Here is a 22,578-nt window from a genome sequence, read left to right as displayed (position 1 = left end):
TTCTGTTGTCTTAGAAGCATCATTTGAATAAAAATTCTTTACGTGAAAATAATTTAAACAAAAGCCTTTGAATTTACGGGACTGATCCCATAAGATGAGACAAATAAAAACACCTTCAAGTTTGGATACGGATGATTGTTATCCAAAATTAGACTTGGAGGTGTTTTTTCTATGGGGACAAGAGTGAGTTATCCGGTTGAAGTGAAACAGAAGGCTGTAGAAATGAGATTGGCAGGCTTGCCTATGAAAGAGATCATGAAGGAGTTGAATATCAAAAATAATACGTAGATTAAGCATGGTCAGATGGTATAAGGCTGGTGATAAACATCGATTTGAACAGCCTGTTGGTAAGCAATACACTTACGGTAAAGGTTCGGAGTATTCTTCCGAATTAGAGAAACTGCAAGAAGAGATTCGTTAACTGAGACAACAGAATGAAGTTTTAAAAAAGTACAACGAATTAAAAAGGAAGTTGATAGCGAAACGTCAGTCGAACTTGTAGAAGTATTGCACAGCACAATGACCGTGCAGGATGTCTGTATTCATTTAGGTATCTTACGTGCGTCTTATTATCGTTAGAAGAAGAATCTGACGAAAGATCATCCCAAGCGCCATTTGGAAAAACAAATCGGCACGTTGTGCGGACAGCACAAGTATCGATATGGATATCGGAAAATCACAGCCATATTAAAAAAGGGAATGCGTATCAACCATAAAACGGTTCAACGTATTATGCAGGAAAATCAGTGGCAGTGCCGGGTTAAGGTGAAAAAGCATAAGAAGAATGGGTAGTCCATATGCCGTGATCGATAATATATTGGATCGGAATTTTCAGTCTGATCGTCCTCTAGAAAAACTAGTAACGGACATCACGTATTTGCCTTGGACAGAAATAATTGCACCTTTCCAATATATTGGATTTATACAATGGAGAAGTGATTGCTTTTACGATTGGAGATAAACAGGACACAGATTTTGTTCTAAACACACTTGATCAGTTGCCAACACTGCCTGTGAACTGCGTTTACATAGTGACCAAGGATCTGTGTATACATCTTAAGAGTATCAGAAAGCTGTTAAAACAAAAGGCATTACCATGAGCATGTCCCGCAAAGGGATGCCCACTGATAATGCCACCATTGAATCGTTTCATTCCCCATTAAAGTTTAAAACGTTCTATCTGAACAGCATTGGTCGTACTACGACCGACATCGTAGAACGCACCGTCAAAGAATACATTCATTAATATAACAACACTCGTATTCAAATGAAACTAAACAGCCAATCACCGATAAACATCGGCAGTTGGCTGTATAAAAGGTGTTGTGATCCCTGTCTCAAAAACGGGGGTCAGTCCCTTACGACAAAGGTTTTTTGTTTTCGCTTTTCATTCGCATTTTCATAACATATTAAGTTTTACAAACCGATGGACAAATATTTTGTTTCAAGGTACGGCTCGATGCCTTCTGAACCGCCTTCACGGCCGATGCCGCTTTCTTTCATTCCGCCGAATGGCGCTTGAACCGCTGATGGTCCGCCGTCATTCCAGCCGATAATGCCATACTCTAGATTCTCGGAAATATAGATGCCGCGGCGGTAGTTTTCTGTGAAGAAGTAAGCAGCTAAGCCGTACGGTGTATCGTTGGCAAGCTGAATCGCTTCATCAATATCAGAAAACGTGACGATCGGGGCGACTGGGCCGAATGTTTCCTCATGCATGATATTCATGGACGTATCAACATCGGTAAGCACTGTCGGATTCACAAAGTAGCAACCTTTGTCATCGTTTCGGTCATATGTGCCCCCAGCAATCACTTTCGCGCCTTTTTCAACCGCATCATCAATTTGGCTGACGATTTTTTCAAAGCCTCTTTTGTTGATGATCGGGCCGACATTGACGCCTTCCTCAAGTCCATTTCCGACTTTCAGCTTAGACACTTGCTCGCTCAGTTTCGCAGCAAATTCATCTTTGATGGATTCATGAACGATCAGGCGGTTTGCACATACGCATGTTTGCCCGGCGTTCCGGTATTTGGACGCCATCGCCTGTTCAACGGCAAGGTCAATGTCCGCATCTTCATCTACGATCAGCGGGGCGTGTCCGCCGAGTTCCATTGAAACGTGTTTCACAGTGTCCGCGCTGTTTTTCATGAGGATTTTCCCTACTGGTGTTGATCCTGTGAACGTGATTTTGCGGATTTTCGGACTGCTTGTGAACACATTTCCGATTTCTTCTCCATCGCCGATCACAACGTGAAGAACATCCTTCGGAATGCCCGCTTCATATGCGAGGCGCGCCAGTTCATAGGCAGACAGCGGTGTGTCCGGCGCCGGCTTGATGATAAATGTACAGCCAGCGGCAAGAGCAGGCGCCGCTTTGCGTGTAATCATCGCATTCGGAAAATTCCAAGGCGTGATAGCGGCAACGGGACCGACGGGCTGGCGTGTGACCACAATTCGTTTACCCGTTGTCGGAGCGGGGACCGTTCTTCCGTACACACGCTTCGCTTCCTCTGCGAACCATTCGATATAGCCTGCGCCGTATAGTACCTCTCCGACTGCTTCCTGATAGGGTTTTCCGTTTTCCTTTGTAATTAAATCTGCAAGTTCTTCTTTATGTTCAACAATCAGCTCATACCATTTTTTCAAAAGAGACGCTCTTTCGTTCGCTGATGTTTTAGACCACGTTTTAAACGCTTGATGTGAACGTTCAATGGCTTCTTCTACTTCTTTGGCTGATTGCTGAGGGATCGTTTTGATCTCCTCGCCCGTAGCCGGGTTGTAGACCTTTAATTGATCTGGCATATTGAACATTCCTTTCTTTTCATGATTACTTAAAATGATAGCAGACCCAGCCGTTTTCTTTCCAATGATTAAGCTCGCAGGCCCGCCTCCAGGATGCTTAGCCCTTCATTTAAAAGGCTGTCTGAGATGACAAGCGGTGTCAAAAAGCGGATGATATTACCGTTAATTCCCGCTGTCAGCAAAAGTAATCCATTTTGATTCGCATAGGCAGCAATCGCTGCTGCTTTTGCTTTATCAGGCTCACGCGTGTCAGGATCCTTGACGATTTCGATTGCCGCCATCGCCCCGAGTCTGCGGATGTCACCGATAAACGGGAATTCTTGTTTCCACTCATACGCCTTGCCTTCAATGGTTTTGCCAATTTCTTCAGATCGCTCATTCAGCCCTTCTTCTTCAATAATATCCAAGACAGCCAAAGCCGCCGCGCAGCCGAGCGGGCTGCCGGCATACGTGCCCCCTAGCTCGCCTGGCGCTGCCGCATCTAGCATTTCCGCACGGCCAATCACACCGCTTAATGGCAGGCCTGCCGCAAGCGATTTAGACACCGTGATCAGGTCAGGCACTACATCAAAATGCTCAATCGCAAAATAAGTGCCAGTTCTGGAAAAGCCCGTTTGAATTTCATCAGCAACAAAAACAATGCCGTGTTCTTTACAGAATGAAGCAACATGCTGCACAAAGCGTTTTGAAGGAATAATAAATCCGCCTTCTCCCTGCACCGGCTCCATCACGACACACGCTACCGTTTCAGGCGCAACGGAAGCGATAAAGAAATCATTGAACGCTTGGATTATCATGTCGTCATAGCTTTCATCATTCATGCCGGCCGGCTTCTGATAATAGTAAGGGAACGGCGCTTGATAAACCTCTGACGCAAAAGGCCCGAAACCGAATTTATAAGGTTTTACCTTGCTTGTCATGCTCATCGTCATATTCGTACGCCCGTGAAACCCGCGGGTAAACGAGACAACCGCTTGACGTTTTGTATACTTTCTGGCGATTTTCACAGCGTTTTCGACCGCTTCCGCCCCTGAGTTAAGAAAAATCGCTTTTTTCTCGTGGCCGCCCGGTGCAATGCCGCACAGTTTTTCGGCTAATTCGATATAAGACGGATACATCATGACATTGAAGCCTGGATGAATCAGCTCCTCCGCCTGCCGCTTCACAGCCTCAACCACCTTCGGATGAGAGTGACCGACGTTTAACGTTCCGATGGCGCCTGCAAAATCAATAAATCTCCGGCCGTCCAGATCGTACAGCTCAGCCCCTTCTCCTTTGACCGCCAGACTGCGGTTGCCGTTGCTCACACCTTTTGACACAAATTGATCCCGTTTTTGCTGCCATTGTGCAGTTGTGATGCTTGCTGTTGTTTGACTCATGTGAATATCCCCCTGTCGGTATTTTCTTATCATTCTGACTTCTCTTTGGTATGATGAAAAGTACCAATTATAACTTTTGGATGGTATCAGAAGGAGAATCTGCAAATGGATATCACGATTACACTCGATCGTTCAGAACAAGCTGATTATATCTATCAGCAAATTTATCAAAAGCTGAAAAAAGAAATCCTCAGCCACAATTTGCTGCCACACTCGAAGGTTCCCTCCAAGCGGGAGCTGGCTGTAAATCTGAAGGTCAGCGTAAATTCAGTGAATTCAGCCTATCAGCAGCTGCTGGCTGAGGGGTATTTGTACGCCATTGAGCGAAAGGGTTTCTTCGTGGAGGAGTTAGACATGTTTTCCGCCGAGGAGCATACTCCATATGCACTGCCCGATGACCTGAAAGAGATTCACATTGATCAGAGCGATTGGATTTCGTTTTCACACATGAGCTCCGATACAGACCATTTTCCGATCAAAAGCTGGTTTCGCTGCGAGCAAAAAGCGGCCTCCCGCTCATACCGCACGCTCGGCGAGATGTCGCATCCGCAAGGGATATATGAAGTAAGAGCGGCCATTACCAGGCTCATTTCTCTGACGCGGGGTGTAAAATGCAGGCCGGAACAAATAATCATAGGGGCAGGCACACAGGTGCTCATGCAGCTGTTGACTGAGCTTTTGCCCAAGGAAGCCGTGTATGCGATGGAGGAGCCTGGCTACAGGCGCATGTACCAGCTTTTGAGGAATGCAGGAAAACAAGTAAAAACGATCATGCTGGATGAAAAAGGCATGTCGATTGCTGAAATCACCAGACAGCAGCCTGATGTGCTGGTGACGACCCCGTCGCATCAGTTTCCGTCCGGAACGATTATGCCTGTATCCAGAAGAATTCAGCTGCTGAACTGGGCAGCTGGGAAGCCGCGTCGATACATCATTGAGGACGATTATGATAGTGAATTTACATATGATGTAGACAGTATACCGGCACTGCAAAGCTTAGATCGTTTTCAAAATGTCATCTATATGGGAACGTTTTCGAAGTCCCTTCTCCCCGGCTTGAGGATCAGCTATATGGTGTTGCCGCCTGAGCTGTTGAGGACATACAAACAGCGGGGCTATGATCTGCAGACTTGCTCGTCACTGACGCAGCTCACCCTGCAGGAATTTATCGAGTCTGGTGAATACCAGAAGCATATTAAAAAAATGAAGCAGCATTATAAAGAAAAGAGAGAACGCCTGATCACCGCTTTAGAAGCAGGGTTTAGCGGAGCAGTTACCGTTAAAGGAGCAAATGCGGGGCTGCACTTTGTTACCGAATTTGATACCAGCCGCACCGAACAAGACATCCTCTCACATGCCGCCGGCCTGCAGCTTGAAATATTCGGAATGAGCCGGTTTAACTTGAAGAAAAACCAGCGGCAAACAGGCAGGCCATCACTCATTATCGGCTTTGCCCGGCTGAAGGAAGAGGATATTCAGGAGGGTGTGCAGCGGCTTTTCAAAGCTGTTTACGGACATAAAAAAATCCCCGTTACAGGGGATTGATTCACCAGCGGTCCTGGTCTACATTCAGCACGGCTTCAAGCAGGCCCGGAAATGCCTTTTCAAGGTCTTCAGCGCGAAGCGAGTAATACCGGCGCTTTCCTTCTATCCGAACTTGCGCGATGCCTGATTCTCTCAAAACTTTAAAGTGATGCGACAAAGTCGATTTAGCAACCTGCACATCCGCACAGGTGCTGCACGTTTTTTCTTTCGCTTCAGCTAATTGCTTGACCAGCTCTAAACGAAGCGGATCGCTAAGTGCATGAAGAACCTTTGTCAGCTGCAATGTTTCTGTTTCTGGATGGTTTGGAATGTTCATGACACAAATGTATCACACAACAATTAGAATGACAATTTTACTAATTAAGGGTTTTTCCTTTACCTCATGTAGATTACATGGTACAGTTAGTTCGATTAAATTCGAACAATAAATTCAGCATAACGATGGAGGAGATTAGAATGATCGTATTACAAGCTTACATGAAAGTAAAACCAGAAAAACGCGAGGAATTTTTGAGCGAGGCGCAATCGCTTGTTCAGCATTCAAGAGCTGAGGAAGGCAACGCGCAGTACGACCTATTTGAAAAAGTAGGCGAAGAAAATACATTTGTCATGCTTGAACAATGGAAAGGTGAAGCAGCGATGAAATCCCACAATGAAACTGCACACTTCCAAGGGTTTGTCGCAAAAGCAAAAGAACTGCTGAGCGCTCCTCTTGATGTTGTCCGCACAGAGCTTAGCGAGTAAAGAAAGGGTGTCTCATATGAATGAAGTGATTAAATCATTAACAGACCACCGCTCAATTCGCAGCTACACAGATGAACCTGTAGCTCAAGAGCAATTGGACCAAATCATTGAAGCGGTGCAAGCAGCCCCTTCTTCTATCAACGGGCAGCAAGTGACTGTGATCACAGTGCAGGATAAAGAGCGCAAAAAGAAAATCTCTGAGCTGGCAGGCGGTCAGCCATGGATCGATCAAGCCCCTGTTTTCCTGCTGTTCTGCGCAGATTTCAACCGGGCCAAAATCGCGCTTGAAGATCTGCATGATTTCAAAATGGAAATCACAAATGGATTGGAATCTGTTCTTGTCGGCGCAGTAGACGCTGGTATTGCCCTCGGCACAGCGACAGCAGCCGCTGAGTCACTCGGACTTGGCACAGTTCCGATCGGCGCGGTCCGCGGAAACCCTCAAGAGCTGATCGAACTGCTTGAGCTTCCGAAATACGTGTTCCCTTTGTCAGGACTTGTCATTGGGTATCCTGCTGACCGTTCCGCGAAAAAACCGCGCCTTCCACAGGCAGCAGTCAATCATCAGGAAACTTATTTGAACCAGGATGAGCTGACGTCTCACATTCAGGCATACGACGAACAGATGTCTGAATACATGAATAAACGGACAAACGGAAAAGAAACAAGAAACTGGTCACAGAGCATCGCTTCCTACTATGAGCGCCTGTACTATCCGCATATCCGTGAAATGCTTGAAAAACAAGGATTTAAGGTTGAAAAATAAGCCTTCACCCGGCCTGTCGGATTTTCCGGCAGGCCTTTCATTTACCCGGTTAAAATCCATTGACTTCTAATTTGTTTATTTGGTAAAATTTTTTCATTGTTACTCATTGGTTTTCTGTGAACCAATGGGTTTTCTAATGCTCAAGAAAGAAGGAAGCCATGAGATGCTTGATAAAAAAACAGATATCTTGTTAGCCGCGCGAAAGCTTTTTTCGGAAAAGGATTTTACGTCGGTTTCCATGCAGGCGATCGCAGAAGAATGTAAGATGTCAAAAGCTTCGATATATAAGCTGTTTCAATCTAAAGAAGACCTGCTTTTGGAGCTGCTGTCATTTAACCAGAAGCAAATGGTGGCCGCGGCCTCAAGACTTCAGGAAAATACCGCACTTACACCGGAGGAGCGTTTGACGCAAAAGGTCAAAATGGAACTGGAGGGCTTCAGGCGGAATCAGCAGTTTTTCAATATGCTGACCTACGGAAATCCCAAGCTGCATAATGACCGGGTCAAACAGCATATCCATCAGACCAGATCGACGATTATCTGCTGGCACCGTGATTCGCTGATCCAGGCGTATGGAGAAACCATTCTCCCGTTTGTGTGGGATTTGGTCATCATTCTTCACGGCATGATGCGCGAGTTTTTAATGCTGATCAAAATCGAGGACAAACCGCTTGAGCTTGACCCGATCGCAGCGTTTATCATCAGCACCCTCAATCAGATTGTCAAAAACAGGGAAACCCATCAGTCTCTTCTTCCGCCCGAAGCCATCGAGCTTTATATTCATTCGGCATCCTCCTACAAGCCAAAGGATAAGTCAGTCCTATTATCGGAAAGCCTGAAGGAATTACATAAAGGCATCTCTTCCCTGCCTGCCGCGGACTATGACGTAGATGAACTGACATCCGCAGCCGCCATGCTGGAGGAAGAAGCGAAGAAGGAAGAACCCCGCGCTTTTTTACTCAAATCACTGATTGGCTACCTGGAACAAATCGGTGTTTTAACACAGCCCGTTTCCATGTTAAAAACACTGTTAATCACTTAGAGAAAAGAAGGGATATGTATTGGACACAAGTATTGAACCGAAACCTTTTAACCGTTCTGTCATTGTCGGCATTTTGTTAGCCGGAGCATTTGTGGCGATTTTGAATCAGACATTGTTGATTACCGCCCTCCCCCATATCATGAGGGATTTCAATGTTGATGCCAACCAAGCACAGTGGCTGACCACGTCATTTATGTTAACCAACGGGATCTTAATTCCGATTACCGCGTTTTTAATTGAGAAATTCACAAGCCGGGCGCTGCTCATCACAGCAATGAGCATTTTCACCGCCGGAACGATTGTCGGGGCATTCGCGCCGAACTTCCCGGTTCTGCTGACGGCTCGTATCATTCAAGCGGCCGGAGCCGGCATTATGATGCCGCTCATGCAGACTGTATTCCTGACAATCTTTCCGATTGAAAAGCGCGGCCAGGCTATGGGTATGGTTGGATTGGTCATCTCATTCGCTCCTGCGATCGGACCGACTCTTTCGGGATGGGCTGTCGAAGCTTTCTCTTGGAGATCATTGTTTTATATTATTCTTCCGTTTGCTGTGATTGATTTGATTCTTGCCAGCATCCTGATGAAAAACGTGACGACTTTAAGAAAAACACAGATTGATATTTTATCAGTCATCCTTTCAACATTTGGGTTCGGCGGCCTTCTGTACGGCTTCTCAAGCGTCGGCTCTTACGGCTGGTCCAGTTCAACCGTCTTGATTTCACTGCTGGTGGGTGTCATCGCGCTGCTCTTGTTTATCACAAGACAAATGAAGCTTGAAAAACCAATGCTGGAATTCCGCGTCTTCACGTTTGGCGTTTTCAGCTTAACAACACTGCTGGGAACCCTTGTCTTTGCATTATTGATCGGTACGGAAACCATCCTGCCGCTTTATACACAAAACGTCAGAAACGTCACAGCTTTTGATACAGGGCTTATGCTTCTGCCGGGAGCCGTTGTGATGGGCTTCATGTCGCCGATTATCGGCAGAGTTTTTGACCGTGTCGGCGGAAGAGGGCTGGCGATTGCCGGTTTCTGCATCATCTTCCTGACATCACTGCCGTTTATGCAGCTGACTGATCATACGTCACTCGCTTGGATTGTCGTTTTATACACCGTTCGTCTCTTAGGCACCGCCATGATCATGATGCCGGTGACAACAGCCGGCATCAATGCGCTGCCGCGCCACCTGATTCCGCACGGAACGGCGATGAACAACACGATTCGCCAAGTCGGCGGCTCGATCGGAACCGCGCTATTGGTTTCCGTGATGAGCAACCAGGCGGCACATGCAGGCACGACAAATGTAAAGCACGCCGCCCTGCACGGCATGAACGCCGCTTTTATTGTGGCTGCCGTCATAGCACTTGTCGGCTTCCTTCTCTCATTCACACTAAAGAAACCTCAGCGCCCTGCCGAACAGCAGCCGGCACGCTGATCAACAAAAAAAGAGCCCCGCTGATTTAGCGGAGGCTCTTTTTGGTTTTACTTTTCTAAACCGTCTTTCACTTCTTTAATCATTTGCGCCATAGACTCAAGACCGCCTCCTGATAAGTACCAAGTAGCAGAATCAAGGTAGACGACATGATCATTTTTCACTGCGTTTACGTTTTTCACATAATCGTTTTCAACGACTTGTTTTGTAGATGATGTTTCACCGATCGCTGTACCGCGGTCAATGACAAACAGGTAATCAGGGTTTGTTTTTGAAATGTACTCGTATGAAACGCTTTGTCCGTGAGTAGACGCTTTGATGTTTTTATCAGCCGGTGTCACGCCGAACACGTCATGGATCAGGCCGTATCTTGATTTAGGGCCGAATGCGCTGATCTTCCCGTCGTTCGCCATAATCACTAGACCGTTTTTGTTAAGCTTTTCAGCCGTTTTCTTTACATCTGCGATTGAATCATCGATTTTTGCGAGTTCATCTTTCACTTCGTCTTCTTTATCGAAAATCTTACCGATTGTTTCCGCGTCTGATTTAAATGATTCCATATACTTCGCTGTGTCTACGCCAAGGTAAATTGTCGGAGCGATTTTAGAGAATTCTTTGTAAGACTCAGATTGTCTTCCTGAGATAATGATCAAGTCAGGGTCTAAATCTGCCACTTTCTCGAAGTCTGGCTCTTTTAGGCTTCCGACATCAGCATATTTGTCATCTTTGAATTTGGACAGATATTTAGGAAGGGCTTGTTTCGGCAGGCCCGCTACTTTATCATCAAGTCCTAGTTTATCTAATGTATCTAAGCTTCCAAAGTCAAATACGACAACTTTTTTAGGGTTCTTCGGTACTTTTGTGCCGTTTTTGTCCAGCTGGTGTTTCACCGTGATTTGTTCTTTCTTTGAATCAGAACCTTTGCTGCTTGTGCTTTGGTTTCCGCATGCAGAAATGACAACTGCCGTCACCAAAGCGATGAATAGTAATGCGAACTTTTTCATGCTCTTCACCTCTTCTATATATTAAGAAAAATAGACACCTATTCTTTGATGATCAATCGTCTGAATCGGGATGGTCATATCGTAGATTTCCTCAAGCACAGAGGTTTCTATTATTTTTTCAGGCGGCCCCTCTTTTACGATGCGGCCGTTTTTCAAAGCTACGATATAGTCCGAATAGACAGAAGCAAAATTGATATCGTGAATAACGATGACGATCGTTTTTCCAAGCTCCTTTACCAGCCGTTTCAGCAGTTTCATAATTTCAACTGAATGTTTCATATCCAGATTGTTCAGCGGCTCATCCAGAAAGATATAATCGGTGTCCTGGGCAATGACCATGGCGATAAATGCCCTTTGGCACTGTCCGCCGCTCAGTTGGTCCAGGTATTTGTCCTGAATGTCTTCCAGCTTCATATAGCTGAGCGCCTGGTTGATATGAACCCAGTCTTCTTCTGTCAGCCGGCCCTGTGAGTACGGAAACCTGCCAAAACTGACGAGGTCTTTGATCGTGAGCCTGATATTGATTTGGTTCGCCTGCTTCAAAATGCTCATTTTCTTGGCAAGCTCTTTGCTGTCGCATGATCCAATCTCTTGTCCGTCTATGTAAATCTCGCCGGAATCCTTTTTGATCAGGCGGCTCATGATAGACAGCAGCGTACTTTTGCCGGCGCCGTTAGGACCGATAAACGAGGTGATTTTGCCCTTTTGAATCGTGACTGACGTCTCTTCAAGGACAACTTTCCCGCCATATTGTTTGCTTACATTTTTGACCTCTACCATGATTTATTCTCCTTTAACAGCAAGTAGATAAAATAAATCCCGCCGGCAAAATTAATAATGACGCTCAGCGTCGTTGAGAAGGTAAACACTTTCTCAACCACAAACTGCCCTCCGACCAGCGCAATGATGCTGATGAAAACAGAGCCTGCGATTAAGTATGAATGCTTATAGGTTTTCAGGAATTCTCTCGCCAGGTTGACGACAAGAAGGCCTAAAAACATAATCGGCCCGACTAGCGCTGTTGACACAGAAACCAAAATCGCAACCACGATCAGCATCTGCTTCACCACTTTGTCGTAGTTAATGCCCAAATTCACGGCGTGCTCGCGTCCGAGCGACAGCACATCGAAAAACTTTGTAAAACGCCAGACATACGCGCCAGTCAGCAGGAAGATGATGAACGCGAGCCATAACAAATCTGTATTAATGTTGTTAAAGCTGGCAAACATCTTGTCCTGCACCACTTGGAACTCATTCGGATCAATCAGCATCTGCATAAAGGAAGACAGGCTGCTGAACAGCGTGCCAAACACGATACCGATAAGCAGAAGGAAAAAGATATTTCTCCCCTCACCCTTGAACATGATCTGATATAAAACAAGAGAAAACAGTATCATCAGAAGAACAGAGATGATAAAGTTAATGTTTTTATTCATAATGACCATATTCGCAGAGCCGAACAGAAAGATAATGCCGGTCTGAATCAGCATGTAGAGAGAATCAAGGCCCAAGATGCCCGGCGTCAGGATGCGGTTGTTCGTAATCGTTTGAAAGATCATGGTCGAAAACGCAATCGCTCCCCCCGTCAGCACAATGGCGGCGACCTTTTTGATTCGTCTCGGCAGGGTGTAATCCCAATTGCCTAAGTCATAAAACAGAAACAAGCCAATACATACAATGGCTAAACCAACGAGCAAAGCTATTTTCATCTGGTTACGCATAGGCTTTTCTCCTTAACAGCATAAACAGGAAAATGCCGCTGCCGATGATTCCGACCATCAGGCCAATCGAGATTTCGTAAGGGAAGATAATAACTCTGCCCAATATATCGCAAAACAGCACAAAAACCGCTCCCAATAGCGCAGTATGCGGCAGGCTGCTCTTCAGATTGTCTCCTCTGTAAATCGATACAATATTCGGGATGATTAAACCGAGAAACGGGAGCATACCGACAGTCAAAATGACAAGAGACGTGATCAGGGACACGATAATGAGCCCGATGTTCACTACCCGCTTGTACTTTAGGCCGAGATTGACAGAAAAGCTTTCTCCCATACCGGCCAATGTGAATTTATCCGCATACACATAGGCAATGATGACGAGCGGAATACTCAGATAAAGAAGCTCGTATCTCCCTTTCACGACTAAGGAGAAGTCTCCCTGAAGCCATGATGACACGTTCTGGATCAAGTCATATTTATACGCGATAAAAGTCGCGATTGAACTGACGATATTCCCGAGCATTAAACCGACAAGCGGAATAAAGATGGTGTCGTTAAACTTGATTCTTTCAAGGATTTTCATAAACAGAAAGTTGCCTGCTAGGGCAAAGACAAACGCGACCAGCATTTTGATTAAAGGACTGGCGGATGTAAACAGCAGCAAGGAAATTAAAATGCCGAGCCGAGCCCAATCCATCGTGCCCGCCGTCGTCGGTGACACGAATTTGTTTCTGCTGATCTGCTGCATAATCAAGCCGCAGATGCTCATGCTTAAGCCCGCGATGACAATGCTGATCAATCGCGGCAAACGGCTTGCAAACAGCGTTGACGCCTCTTGTTTGCTTAAATCGAAGAGATCAAGCGGCGACAGATCTTCTACGCCGATAAATACAGATGTGACGGCTAATATGATAAGTAGAATAAATAAGTAACGTAGCTTCATGCTGCCTCCTTACATCCTTACAGCAAAAAGAACGTATCTCCTACTCCGCAAGGACTCAAAACAATATGGCCATATAGTAATTGATTATCATTATCATTTACATATTACCATTTTTCTAGTGTTAGTCAATATTCTTTAAAAATATTAACCTGGTCATTTATCAATTTTACTAATCATTCTAACCATTTTCCATCCCAAAACGTTAGGCTGTTTACCATATTTATCTTTTGAACGCCTGTTTACGGTCAGCAAACCTGACATCATTCCTCGTGGAAAATACAAATGTTCATTCCGGAGAGAAATTATCCCTTGATTTACAGGACTGAAAGAGAGATAATAAATACTAAATTTGTGTGAAAATTTTAAACATTAGGAGATGTAAACATGAAGGTCGTTAAATTCGGAGGCAGCTCACTTGCTTCAGGCGCCCAGCTTGACAAGGTGTTTCACATCGTTACCTCAGACCCGGCACGGAAAGCTGTAGTCGTTTCAGCTCCGGGAAAACGCTATGCCGAGGATACGAAAGTGACTGATCTGTTAATCGCATGTGCGGAACAATATTTGGCATCAGGCAGTGCACCTGAACTGGCGGAAGCGGTTGTGGAACGGTACGCTCTCATCGCCAATGAGCTTCAGCTGGGGCAAAGCATTATCGATAAAATCAGAGATGATTTGTTTACGCTTTTAGAAGGAGACAAAAGCAATCCCGAGCAATATCTTGACGCAGTTAAGGCCAGCGGGGAGGATAACAACGCCAAGCTGATCGCCGCTTATTTCCGTTATAAAGGCGTCAAAGCGGAATATGTCAACCCGAAGGATGCCGGCCTTTTTGTGACAAATGAACCCGGCAACGCGCAAGTTCTTCCTGAATCCTATCAAAATCTCTATCGTCTTCGGGAACGTGACGGACTCATTATTTTTCCCGGTTTTTTCGGATTCAGCAAGGATGGCGATGTGATCACATTCTCACGGAGCGGTTCTGATATTACCGGCTCGATTCTTGCCAACGGACTTCAAGCTGATTTGTACGAAAACTTTACAGACGTGGACGCTGTGTATTCTGTCAATCCGTCCTTCGTTGAAAATCCAAAGGAAATCAGTGAGCTGACATATAGAGAGATGCGGGAGCTGTCTTACGCCGGTTTTTCAGTGTTTCATGATGAAGCGCTCATTCCGGCATTCAGAGCGGGGATTCCTGTTCAGATCAAAAATACGAACAACCCCTCAGCCGAAGGCACCCGTGTCGTCAGCAAGCGGGATAACACGAACGGGCCTGTCGTCGGCATTGCCAGCGATACCGGTTTTTGCAGCATTTATATCAGCAAGTATTTAATGAACAGAGAAATCGGATTTGGCCGCAAAGCCCTTCAAATCCTGGAGGAGCACGGATTGACGTATGAGCATGTTCCATCGGGAATTGATGACATGACCATCATCTTGCGGGAGGGTCAAATGGATGCCGCCACTGAACGCAGCGTGATCAAACGGATCGAAAAGGATTTGCATGCCGACGAAGTCATTGTCGAGCATCATCTCGCACTGATTATGGTTGTAGGAGAAGCGATGCGCCACAATGTCGGTACAACAGCAAGAGCCGCCAAAGCATTATCAGAGGCTAAGGTGAATATCGAAATGATCAATCAGGGATCATCTGAAGTGAGCATGATGTTTGGCGTAAAAGAAGCCGAAGAAAGAAAAGCCGTTCAAGCGTTATACCAGGAATTTTTCGCGGGCGTGCTGATCTCTTAATCGTACATAAATAGCCGAATTGTTCATTTTTTTCTCTTGTCCACTATTATCCCTGCCAAACAGATCGGCTCAGCATATCTTATAGTATCCTTCATAGGGAGGTGAAACCTTATGTCAGGATACTCTACTGGCGGCGGTTACGGCATCAGTTCTTTCGCTTTAATCGTTGTATTGTTCATTCTTTTAATTATCGTAGGGACTGCGTTTGTTGGCGGCTACTAAGCTGCTGACCGTCTCTGCGGGGGCGCCGCAAGACTATGTCTTGCGGTGTTTTTTTGAAAAGAAAAACCCCTTCTCACCAAAGAGAAGGGGCTGGTTCTTACGTCATTCCTCTTTCCGTCACATGAAAGTCGAGTGCTTCCGCATGAGCAGAAACGCCAGCCGCTGTAAAAATCGCGGCTGCGGCTAAACAAATAACAAACAACTTAGATTTCAATTTCATACAAACCTTCACTCCTTTGTATTTGTTTTCTTGCCTCTTCAACTTGTAGAAAGTAGGAAGCAGACAGTTTAAACCACTTCTGTTCATAGTAATATTTTGCTACTTCTAGGGCTAAATCCTCTATATCAGCGTACATATTTTTATTTTTTAGGTATTGAAAACATCGTTCGATTCCTTCTTCACTGGGCTGATCCTGATATAGGGATTGCAAAAACTCGAATTTCACGGCATAGTCTGCATCGTCTGTTTCTTTAGCATATTCATAGCCCCGCTTGTGATATTCCGAAGCTTTATCATGTTTTCCCTGTTTATAATAAATCAGGGTGATTAAAAAATAGGCTTGCGGCAAAGAATTGATGATCCTGCTGCTTTCAAACGTGGAGACCGCTTTTTCAAAGTACTCAATGGCAGGGTCAAGAAGGTCTTGATTGTAATAGCATAATCCGAGATTGTAGTATGCTCTTCCGACCAGCTGGGCTTTTTGTTCCGCTTGGGCCATATTGAGCGCCAATTTAAAATGGCGCGCGGCTTGTTCGAAATTTCTTTCATCCATCAGGTTAACCCCGAACACGAAATGGCATTGAATGATTCTCACATTATAGGTTTCCTGCTCCACGTAAATTTCATAGGCGTTTTTGATATTAATCAATGAAAAATACGTTTGCTTCATATAATAATAAGCTTCCGCGATTTTAAAGTAGAATTCAGCCCGTTCAATATGGTCTGCGACAAAGGAAAGCTTTTTCTCCGCCTGTTTATAGTATGTGATGGCAGAAATAAATTCCCGCTTATCAAACTCATACATCCCGCGGAAAAAATTCACGTAATAGTCGAGCAGCCCTTTAAGATCTGCCTGATTGCTGTCAATGTTTCGTGATAATTCAGACAGGCTTGGCTGGTCTTCGATATTTAATTTTTCTAACGGCTCAAGATAATCCAGCATAAGCTGGTGCCGGAATTCCATTAGTGAATAATAAAGCAGCAAGTTGGAATCATGCTGCATGTGTTTCAGTTCCTGCTGGATTTCAGCTTTTAACACTTCGGCATCCGGCACGCTGAATGTCCGGATATATTTGTACCACTCGTTAATTTTTTGACCGACCGCTGAAGAAGGAATTACCCCGCTCTTCATTCCTTCACCCTCTCCCATCAAAAACTGTTTATGTCATATTTTATCATGTTTATAGACTGTCCTAACCCGAAAAACACGCAATCTTTGTTTTCGGGAGCACGCAATAAACCGAAGCGGTGTGCAAAAAAGGCGGCTCATCTGATGATGCTGCCGCCCTGTATGCTATTGCTGCTTTGCCGTTAAGGGAAGGCGGATGATAAATTTTGTGCCTTTCCCTTCTTCACTCTTGATCTCTACTGTGCCCCGATGCATTTCAACGAGCTGCTTGACGATCGAGAGACCGAGTCCGTATTCACCGTATGCCGTGTTCGTTCTTGAAATATCTGCTTTATAGAACCGCTCCCAAATATGCTCAATATCCTCTTTTGAAATGCCGATCCCCGTATCTTCAATTTCAATAATCGTCTCTTTATAACCTTCTATTCCGCGCAGCCAAATGTCACCGTTTTGCGTAAATTGGACGCTGTTTTTCGTAATGTTGACGAGTATTTGAATGAGCCGGTCGTAATCGGCATGAACGATCACGTGATCCTCTACCTGAATCATCAGCCTGTTTTGTTTTTCTTCCGCCTGCTGCTCCAAGTGCTCTTTCACGATTTCAAACACCTCGATCAGCGGAACATCCAGCATGTTCAAGGTAATTTGCTGGGACCTGATTTTTTCATAATCCAGATTCTCTTTTACGAGCCGCAGCATGCGCTTCGTTTCCTCACTGATCAGCGAGAAGCACTTATCCTTCTTATCCTCAGGAATCGTATGGCTATTCAGCCCTTCAACCAAACCGTTGATCGTCGTCAGCGGAGTTTTTAATTCATGTGACACATCAGCGATAAACTGCCTTCTCCGCTTCTCAAGGCGATCGATTTCATCCCTCGACTGCTTTAATTTTTTCGCCATAATATTAAAGTCGGACGCCAGTACGCCGATTTCATCCCTGTAGCTGTTTTCCAAGTGGATGTCATAATCGCCGGAAGCCACTTTATCTGTCGCTTCTCTCAGCTTTTGAATCCGTTTGACATGGAATTTGGATAGGAGCCAGCTCACAAGAATCGTAATGACGAGCGTGCTGATTACAGCGTAAAACATATAGAGGTTGACCTGATTGACCATCTGTTCAACGCCGCTGATTGGAGAAATCAGCAGAACGGCGCCTTTAAACTCATTCTGAACAAATATAGGCTGCGCCACAAGAGACACTTCATCATCAAAACGGCCATCGGCCCTGATCATGACAGTCTGCCCTTTTTTCAGCTTGTTCCATTCTGATTTCTTCAGCTGTTCCCTTGGCTGATGATGAAAGCCTTCAGGAAGAAAATAAGGCTGCTGCTTTTCATTGAAGATGATAAACTGAGTCTTTCTTGTGCTTAAAATGTCCTGATAAGGATAGAGCCTGCGCATATCAACCTGGCCTGCTTGGAATTCATTCGCGATCTGCACCGCATATGACGTCAGTTCCTCTACTTTATTTTGATAGGCAAAATCTTTCACAAAGTGAGAAAATAGCGAAATGATAATGACAAACGCTAAAATCAAAATGCTGATATGGCTCAGCAGCAGCTGGTATAAATATTTAATCTTCATCAAATTTATACCCTACTCCCCACACGGTATATAGGAAAGGCTTGTCTTCGCTGGCAAGCTTTTTCCGCAGCCGTTTGATATGAACGTCAACCGTCCGCTCATCTCCATAAAATTGATAGCCCCATACCTGTTCAAGCAGCTGTTCTCTGGAGAACACCTGCCGCGGATTTTGGACAAGGTAGTAAAGCAGATCGAATTCCTTCGGCGTGAGATTTTCTACAGGCTCTCCGTTCAAAAAGACTTCTCTCGTCTTCTTATTAATTGTAAAGCATTCCGATTCGATCATATCTTCATCAACAACCGCTTTGCCTGTCGCCTTGTATCTTCTGATGACGGCTTTGATGCGGGCAACCAATGTCAGCGGGCTGAACGGCTTCGTGACATAATCATCCGCTCCCATCTCAAAACCGATGACCTGATCTGATTCAGTGTCTTTGGCAGTAAGCATGATAATCGGCACCGTGCTTGTCTCTCTTATTTTTCTGCAAATGGTCACGCCGTCCATAGATGGAAGCATGATATCCAAAATGATCAGATCCCAATTTTCTTCCGTAAAACGCTGGTATCCCTCTAATCCGTCATGAACGAATTCCGCTTCAAAACCTTCCTTAAAAAAGAACATCTCCGTCATCGTACAGACACTAACATTATCTTCTATCATTAATATTTTCATTATATCCTCCGGTTGTTTTGATGCTTTTTTATATAATAGCACCATTTTAAACAGAAGGTTTTGCGTTTCGCAATTGTTAGTTTTTATTTCATCAACTAGAAATAGATTGTTCATATTTTTTTCATACCTTTGGACTACTATTAATTTATCAACAAGCAAGCCCGCCCCAGAGGCGGCCTTATCAATAACAATACCTATACGGAGGAACATAAATGAACTTTATCAAACGGGCCTTTTGGAATATGAAGGCTAAAAAGGGAAAAACGTTATTGCAATTATTTGTGTTTACAGTCATATGTGTCTTTGTTCTATCAGGGCTCACCATCCAGTCGGCAGCACAAAAATCAAGCGAACTGGCCAGACAGGAGCTAGGCGGAAGCGTGACACTACAGGTTGACCGCCAAAAGCAAATGGAAAAACAGCAGGACAGCGGCGAAAAACGCAGCTTCGAATCAACACCGATCAAAGTGTCTGATGCAAATAAGCTTGCAGCACTCGATTATGTGAAAAGCTACAATTACATCACATCAGCTTCAGCCAACGCGGGGAACTTTGATGCGATTGAGAGCTCAAGCTCCAGTTCAAGCGATTCCAGCTTAAGCAGTTCAAACTCAAATGCTAAAAACAGCCAAGGCGGCGGACAAGGCGGACCGCAAATGGTGCAAGCCGATCTTTCGATTGAAGGTGTCATCAGCACAGCATTAGTTGATGATTTCTCTGACGGGGATTCAAAAATCACTGACGGACGCGCGATTACAAAATCAGATGTCGGCAAAAAAGTAACAGTGATCAACGAAACATTAGCGGAAGAAAATGATTTAAGCGTTGGCGATTCGATCACAATTGAATCAGCAACAGATGAGGATACAACAGTAAAACTGAAGATCGTCGGTATTTATAAAACAACATCTTCAGGCGATGACCAAGCCCAAAATTTCTCTTTCTTAAATCCTTATAACAAGCTTTATACACCTTACACAGCAACAGCGGCGCTGAAAGGCGACGACTATCAAAATACGATTGACTCAGCCGTTTACTATATGGACGATGCGAAAAATATGGATGCTTTCGTAAAAGCAGCGAAGAAAACATCCATTGACTTCGATACGTACACACTGAATACAAACGATCAGTTGTACCAGCAAATGGTCGGCCCGATTGAAAATGTAGCTTCTTTTTCTAAAAACGTGGTGTATCTTGTATCAGTGGCAGGGGCTGTCATTCTTGGCCTGATTGTCATGATGTCGATCAGGGAGCGCAAATACGAAATGGGCGTGTTAATGGCCATCGGTGAAAAACGGTGGAAATTGATTGGACAGTTCTTGACTGAGATTCTGATCGTGGCCGTTATCGCGATCGGCCTTGCATCGGTGACTGGAAATCTCGTCGCAAATCAGCTTGGAAATCAGCTTTTATCCCAGCAGATCAGTTCATCAACCGATTCAACGCAAACTGCAAGCGGGCAAAACGGACAAATGCCTGGCGGCGGTGGCGGAATGGGCGGCGGAATGTTCGGCCACAGTTCATCAAACGCGGACGTTATCGATTCACTGAACGTCGCGGTTTCTATGAACGACATGCTTGTTCTTGGCGGGATCGGCATCCTTATCGCAATCATTGCAACATTGCTGCCGTCCATTTCAGTACTGCGGCTTCATCCGAAAACGATACTGACAAAACAGGAATAGAAAGAGGCGGAACCTATGAGCTTATTAGAATTTCAACAAGTCGGCTACTGGTATAAAGACAAGAGCCAGCCGTTGTTTCAGGATATTAACATCAGCTTTCAAAAAGGAAAATTCTACACCATTGTTGGCACATCAGGGACAGGGAAAACTACTTTCCTGTCTCTGGCAGGCGGACTTGACGCACCAAAAGAAGGAAACATCCTTTACAACGGAAAAGCGGTTTCTAAAATCGGCTTAACCAATTTCAGAAATCAATATGTATCAATTGTTTTTCAGGCGTACAACCTGCTTCCGTATATGACGGCTTTGCAGAACGTCACAACCGCTATGGAAATCACAGGATCTAAAGAAAAGAACAAAGAATCGTATGCGCTTGACATGCTGCAGAAGGTCGGCATCAACGAAAAACAAGCCCGGCAAAAAGTGCTCACACTGAGCGGCGGACAGCAGCAGCGGGTATCAATTACAAGAGCTTTCTGCTGTGACACGGATCTTATCGTAGCCGATGAACCGACCGGAAACCTTGATGAGGACACATCAAAAGAAATTGTACGTCTCTTTCAAGATCTGGCGCACAAGGAAGATAAATGCGTCATTATGGTGACGCACGATGAGCAAATTGCAAAAGTATCCGACATTAATATCAGACTTTCAAGAGGAAGCTTTACTGTGAAGGAAAACGTCGCAGTGGTATAACAAAACGCGCCTCTGCCAGTGCAGACAGGGGCGCAACCTATATCCCCCTTTTATATAGAAGTGAACATAAAAAGAGCGGCGGCTGCATCCCCCCGCTCTTTTTATCATTTTTTCGTTCCTGCCCCTTTTGACTTCTCTCTTCGCTTCTTTTTCCAAACAGCCAGAATAAACAGAAAGAGCGGAAACAATAATTGAAAAGGCAAATGAATATACAGCGGCACCACTTTCAGGCCTTCGTTCAAGTGCTCCGAAAAGTTAGTCGCAATCGTAATAGAGAGGATCAAGATGCCCAATCCCATCGGATAAGCCAATTGGGAGGGATTCTTTTCCTTAAAGAGCGTAGATGTCCCCACCACAGTGGCATATAAGTAGAGACTGACTTTAAAGAAGCCGCCAATGATCAGCGCCAGCATAAAAAAGACATCAAGCCGATCTAAAAATTCTTCGACTTTGATTGTCTGGATCGTGCTTAAAAGCGGAAACTGGGATCTGAGTGTAAGATCAACATCAAGCACGCTGATATTAATCGCCACGGTGAGCGCCACAACCAATCCGCTAATAGCCATGGCGATCATCCCCATTTTTTTCACATTTTTTCTGTCATTCAGGTTAGGGAAAATCATCACAAATAAAACAACTTCACCAAACGGAACGTACATGGTCTGTGTGAAAACAGAGTGAAGGACAGGAGAAATGCCGTTTGCCAAAACCGGCTTTAAATTGTGCGGGTCTATAGTGCCTGAGACAATAATCAGCACGAGGCCGATCGCGCCCAGTAAATACATGGCCCCGAAAAGAAGTTCGGCCGCGCGTGCGAGCACTTCAATTCCTTTTCTTACGGCATATATGCTTACGACCATTAATAAAGCATTTACAATAATGATAGGTGTATCATGATAAGCAAACGTCAGCAGCATTTCTCCAAAGTCACGCAGCACCCTTGCGGCAATATAGGCAAAGTACAAGATATAGAGAAATGAAAACAGCCAGCTCAGCTTGGTTCCGAGCATATCATCCATATATTCTTTCGGCGAAGATTCCGGATAGCATTGATAAATGCCTTGATACAAATAGAAAAGAAACAGTCCGGCCGCACAGCCTAATAGAACTGCTATCCAAGCATCCCTGCCCGCCATTGATCCCGGTGTAATCAATAAGGAGCTGCCCAGTTCAAAAATGATAATCATGACAAACAGCTGCCTTATGCTTATTCTGGCTTTTTCCATCTGTCAC

The 22,578-nt window shown here is 45.0% G+C and carries 21 protein-coding genes and 1 pseudogene; 10 read left to right on the top strand and 12 right to left on the bottom strand.

Annotated elements, in window-relative coordinates; genetic code table 11:
• Nucleotides 1-171: 171 nt before the first annotated feature.
• Nucleotides 172-1,317, top strand: a pseudogene (locus tag BFW96_RS21230) (IS3 family transposase).
• Nucleotides 1,318-1,416: 99 nt separating this feature from the next.
• On the opposite strand, the gene gabD reads toward BFW96_RS21230, so the two are convergent.
• Together gabD and gabT are read right to left on the bottom strand one after the other, a co-directional pair.
• Complete coding sequence (gene gabD / locus BFW96_RS14955) at nucleotides 1,417-2,805, bottom strand: succinate-semialdehyde dehydrogenase (RefSeq protein WP_069839863.1); 1,389 nt, start codon at nucleotides 2,803-2,805, stop codon at nucleotides 1,417-1,419.
• A gap of 68 nt (nucleotides 2,806-2,873) precedes the next feature.
• On the bottom strand, nucleotides 2,874-4,184 hold the full coding sequence (gene gabT, locus BFW96_RS14950) for a 4-aminobutyrate--2-oxoglutarate transaminase (RefSeq protein ID WP_069839862.1): 1,311 nt from the start codon (nucleotides 4,182-4,184) through the stop codon (nucleotides 2,874-2,876).
• A gap of 105 nt (nucleotides 4,185-4,289) precedes the next feature.
• Here gabT and gabR point away from each other — a divergent pair, with 105 nt between their 5' ends.
• Nucleotides 4,290-5,729 carry a MocR-like transcriptional regulator GabR gene (gabR, locus tag BFW96_RS14945; RefSeq protein WP_069839861.1) on the top strand — a complete coding sequence of 480 codons (1,440 nt, stop codon included), beginning with the start codon at nucleotides 4,290-4,292 and terminating at the stop codon, nucleotides 5,727-5,729.
• Nucleotide 5,730: 1 nt separating this feature from the next.
• Here gabR and BFW96_RS14940 read toward each other — a convergent pair whose 3' ends face one another.
• The gene (locus BFW96_RS14940) at nucleotides 5,731-6,045 is read right to left on the bottom strand and encodes an ArsR/SmtB family transcription factor (RefSeq protein WP_003234476.1); all 315 of its coding nucleotides are present in this window, start codon (nucleotides 6,043-6,045) and stop codon (nucleotides 5,731-5,733) included.
• Between the two features lie 140 nt (nucleotides 6,046-6,185).
• On the opposite strand from BFW96_RS14940, the gene BFW96_RS14935 reads away from it, so the two are divergent.
• The 4 genes from BFW96_RS14935 to BFW96_RS14920 all read left to right on the top strand — a co-directional run bounded on the left by BFW96_RS14935 (nucleotide 6,186) and on the right by BFW96_RS14920 (nucleotide 9,719).
• Nucleotides 6,186-6,473: a putative quinol monooxygenase gene (locus BFW96_RS14935; protein WP_014662780.1), complete on the top strand. Its 288-nt coding sequence runs from the start codon at nucleotides 6,186-6,188 to the stop codon at nucleotides 6,471-6,473.
• Between the two features lie 16 nt (nucleotides 6,474-6,489).
• Complete coding sequence (nfsA, locus tag BFW96_RS14930; RefSeq protein ID WP_069839860.1) at nucleotides 6,490-7,239, top strand: oxygen-insensitive NADPH nitroreductase; 750 nt, start codon at nucleotides 6,490-6,492, stop codon at nucleotides 7,237-7,239.
• Between the two features lie 163 nt (nucleotides 7,240-7,402).
• Nucleotides 7,403-8,281 (top strand): TetR/AcrR family transcriptional regulator, encoded by an 879-nt coding sequence (locus BFW96_RS14925; RefSeq protein ID WP_069839859.1) that lies wholly within the window; start codon nucleotides 7,403-7,405, stop codon nucleotides 8,279-8,281.
• 19 nt (nucleotides 8,282-8,300) lie between these two features.
• Nucleotides 8,301-9,719 carry an MDR family MFS transporter gene (locus BFW96_RS14920; protein ID WP_069839858.1) on the top strand — a complete coding sequence of 473 codons (1,419 nt, stop codon included), beginning with the start codon at nucleotides 8,301-8,303 and terminating at the stop codon, nucleotides 9,717-9,719.
• 47 nt (nucleotides 9,720-9,766) lie between these two features.
• Here the strand turns inward: BFW96_RS14920 and yclQ are convergent, their stop codons facing one another.
• From yclQ to yclN, 4 genes are read right to left on the bottom strand one after another with little or no spacing between them, the layout of a single operon-like run.
• Nucleotides 9,767-10,720 carry a petrobactin ABC transporter substrate-binding protein YclQ gene (yclQ, locus tag BFW96_RS14915; RefSeq protein ID WP_069839857.1) on the bottom strand — a complete coding sequence of 318 codons (954 nt, stop codon included), beginning with the start codon at nucleotides 10,718-10,720 and terminating at the stop codon, nucleotides 9,767-9,769.
• 21 nt (nucleotides 10,721-10,741) lie between these two features.
• Nucleotides 10,742-11,500: a petrobactin ABC transporter ATP-binding protein YclP gene (yclP, locus tag BFW96_RS14910; RefSeq protein ID WP_040084168.1), complete on the bottom strand. Its 759-nt coding sequence runs from the start codon at nucleotides 11,498-11,500 to the stop codon at nucleotides 10,742-10,744.
• Nucleotides 11,494-12,441 carry a petrobactin ABC transporter permease YclO gene (yclO, locus tag BFW96_RS14905; protein ID WP_069839856.1) on the bottom strand — a complete coding sequence of 316 codons (948 nt, stop codon included), beginning with the start codon at nucleotides 12,439-12,441 and terminating at the stop codon, nucleotides 11,494-11,496. The genes yclP and yclO overlap by 7 nt, the downstream gene beginning before the upstream one ends.
• Nucleotides 12,434-13,384, bottom strand: coding sequence for a petrobactin ABC transporter permease YclN (gene yclN / locus BFW96_RS14900; protein ID WP_014662773.1), 951 nt, complete (start codon nucleotides 13,382-13,384; stop codon nucleotides 12,434-12,436). Before yclN ends, yclO begins: the two co-directional genes overlap by 8 nt.
• A gap of 384 nt (nucleotides 13,385-13,768) precedes the next feature.
• Between yclN and BFW96_RS14895 the strand changes: the two genes are divergently transcribed.
• Together BFW96_RS14895 and BFW96_RS14890 are read left to right on the top strand one after the other, a co-directional pair.
• Nucleotides 13,769-15,133, top strand: coding sequence for an aspartate kinase (locus BFW96_RS14895; RefSeq protein ID WP_069839855.1), 1,365 nt, complete (start codon nucleotides 13,769-13,771; stop codon nucleotides 15,131-15,133).
• A gap of 111 nt (nucleotides 15,134-15,244) precedes the next feature.
• The gene (locus BFW96_RS14890) at nucleotides 15,245-15,355 is read left to right on the top strand and encodes a YjcZ family sporulation protein (RefSeq protein ID WP_040084173.1); all 111 of its coding nucleotides are present in this window, start codon (nucleotides 15,245-15,247) and stop codon (nucleotides 15,353-15,355) included.
• Between the two features lie 97 nt (nucleotides 15,356-15,452).
• Here the strand turns inward: BFW96_RS14890 and phrC are convergent, their stop codons facing one another.
• The 4 genes from phrC to yclJ all read right to left on the bottom strand — a co-directional run bounded on the left by phrC (nucleotide 15,453) and on the right by yclJ (nucleotide 18,961).
• On the bottom strand, nucleotides 15,453-15,575 hold the full coding sequence (phrC, locus tag BFW96_RS14885) for a phosphatase RapC inhibitor PhrC (RefSeq protein WP_014662771.1): 123 nt from the start codon (nucleotides 15,573-15,575) through the stop codon (nucleotides 15,453-15,455).
• Entirely contained in the window at nucleotides 15,559-16,707 is a 1,149-nt protein-coding gene (gene rapC / locus BFW96_RS14880; protein WP_069839854.1) for a response regulator aspartate phosphatase RapC, read from the bottom strand. The genes phrC and rapC overlap by 17 nt, the downstream gene beginning before the upstream one ends.
• 162 nt (nucleotides 16,708-16,869) lie before the next feature.
• The gene (gene yclK / locus BFW96_RS14875) at nucleotides 16,870-18,291 is read right to left on the bottom strand and encodes a two-component system sensor histidine kinase YclK (RefSeq protein ID WP_083252891.1); all 1,422 of its coding nucleotides are present in this window, start codon (nucleotides 18,289-18,291) and stop codon (nucleotides 16,870-16,872) included.
• Nucleotides 18,278-18,961, bottom strand: coding sequence for a two-component system response regulator YclJ (gene yclJ / locus BFW96_RS14870; RefSeq protein ID WP_041521471.1), 684 nt, complete (start codon nucleotides 18,959-18,961; stop codon nucleotides 18,278-18,280). Before yclJ ends, yclK begins: the two co-directional genes overlap by 14 nt.
• Nucleotides 18,962-19,173: 212 nt before the next feature.
• Here yclJ and BFW96_RS14865 point away from each other — a divergent pair, with 212 nt between their 5' ends.
• Nucleotides 19,174-20,649 carry an ABC transporter permease gene (locus BFW96_RS14865; RefSeq protein ID WP_069839852.1) on the top strand — a complete coding sequence of 492 codons (1,476 nt, stop codon included), beginning with the start codon at nucleotides 19,174-19,176 and terminating at the stop codon, nucleotides 20,647-20,649.
• Nucleotides 20,650-20,664: 15 nt separating this feature from the next.
• Nucleotides 20,665-21,345, top strand: a complete 681-nt coding sequence (locus BFW96_RS14860) for an ABC transporter ATP-binding protein (RefSeq protein ID WP_069839851.1) — start codon at nucleotides 20,665-20,667, stop codon at nucleotides 21,343-21,345.
• A gap of 104 nt (nucleotides 21,346-21,449) precedes the next feature.
• Here the strand turns inward: BFW96_RS14860 and gerKB are convergent, their stop codons facing one another.
• Nucleotides 21,450-22,571 carry an endospore germination permease GerKB gene (gene gerKB, locus BFW96_RS14855; protein WP_069839850.1) on the bottom strand — a complete coding sequence of 374 codons (1,122 nt, stop codon included), beginning with the start codon at nucleotides 22,569-22,571 and terminating at the stop codon, nucleotides 21,450-21,452.
• Between the last annotated feature and the right edge of the window lie 7 nt (nucleotides 22,572-22,578).

This window comes from Bacillus sp. F56, assembly GCF_001748205.1.
Taxonomy (GTDB): domain Bacteria; phylum Bacillota; class Bacilli; order Bacillales; family Bacillaceae; genus Bacillus; species Bacillus stercoris.
This window is presented reverse-complemented; position numbering and strand designations above follow the sequence as displayed.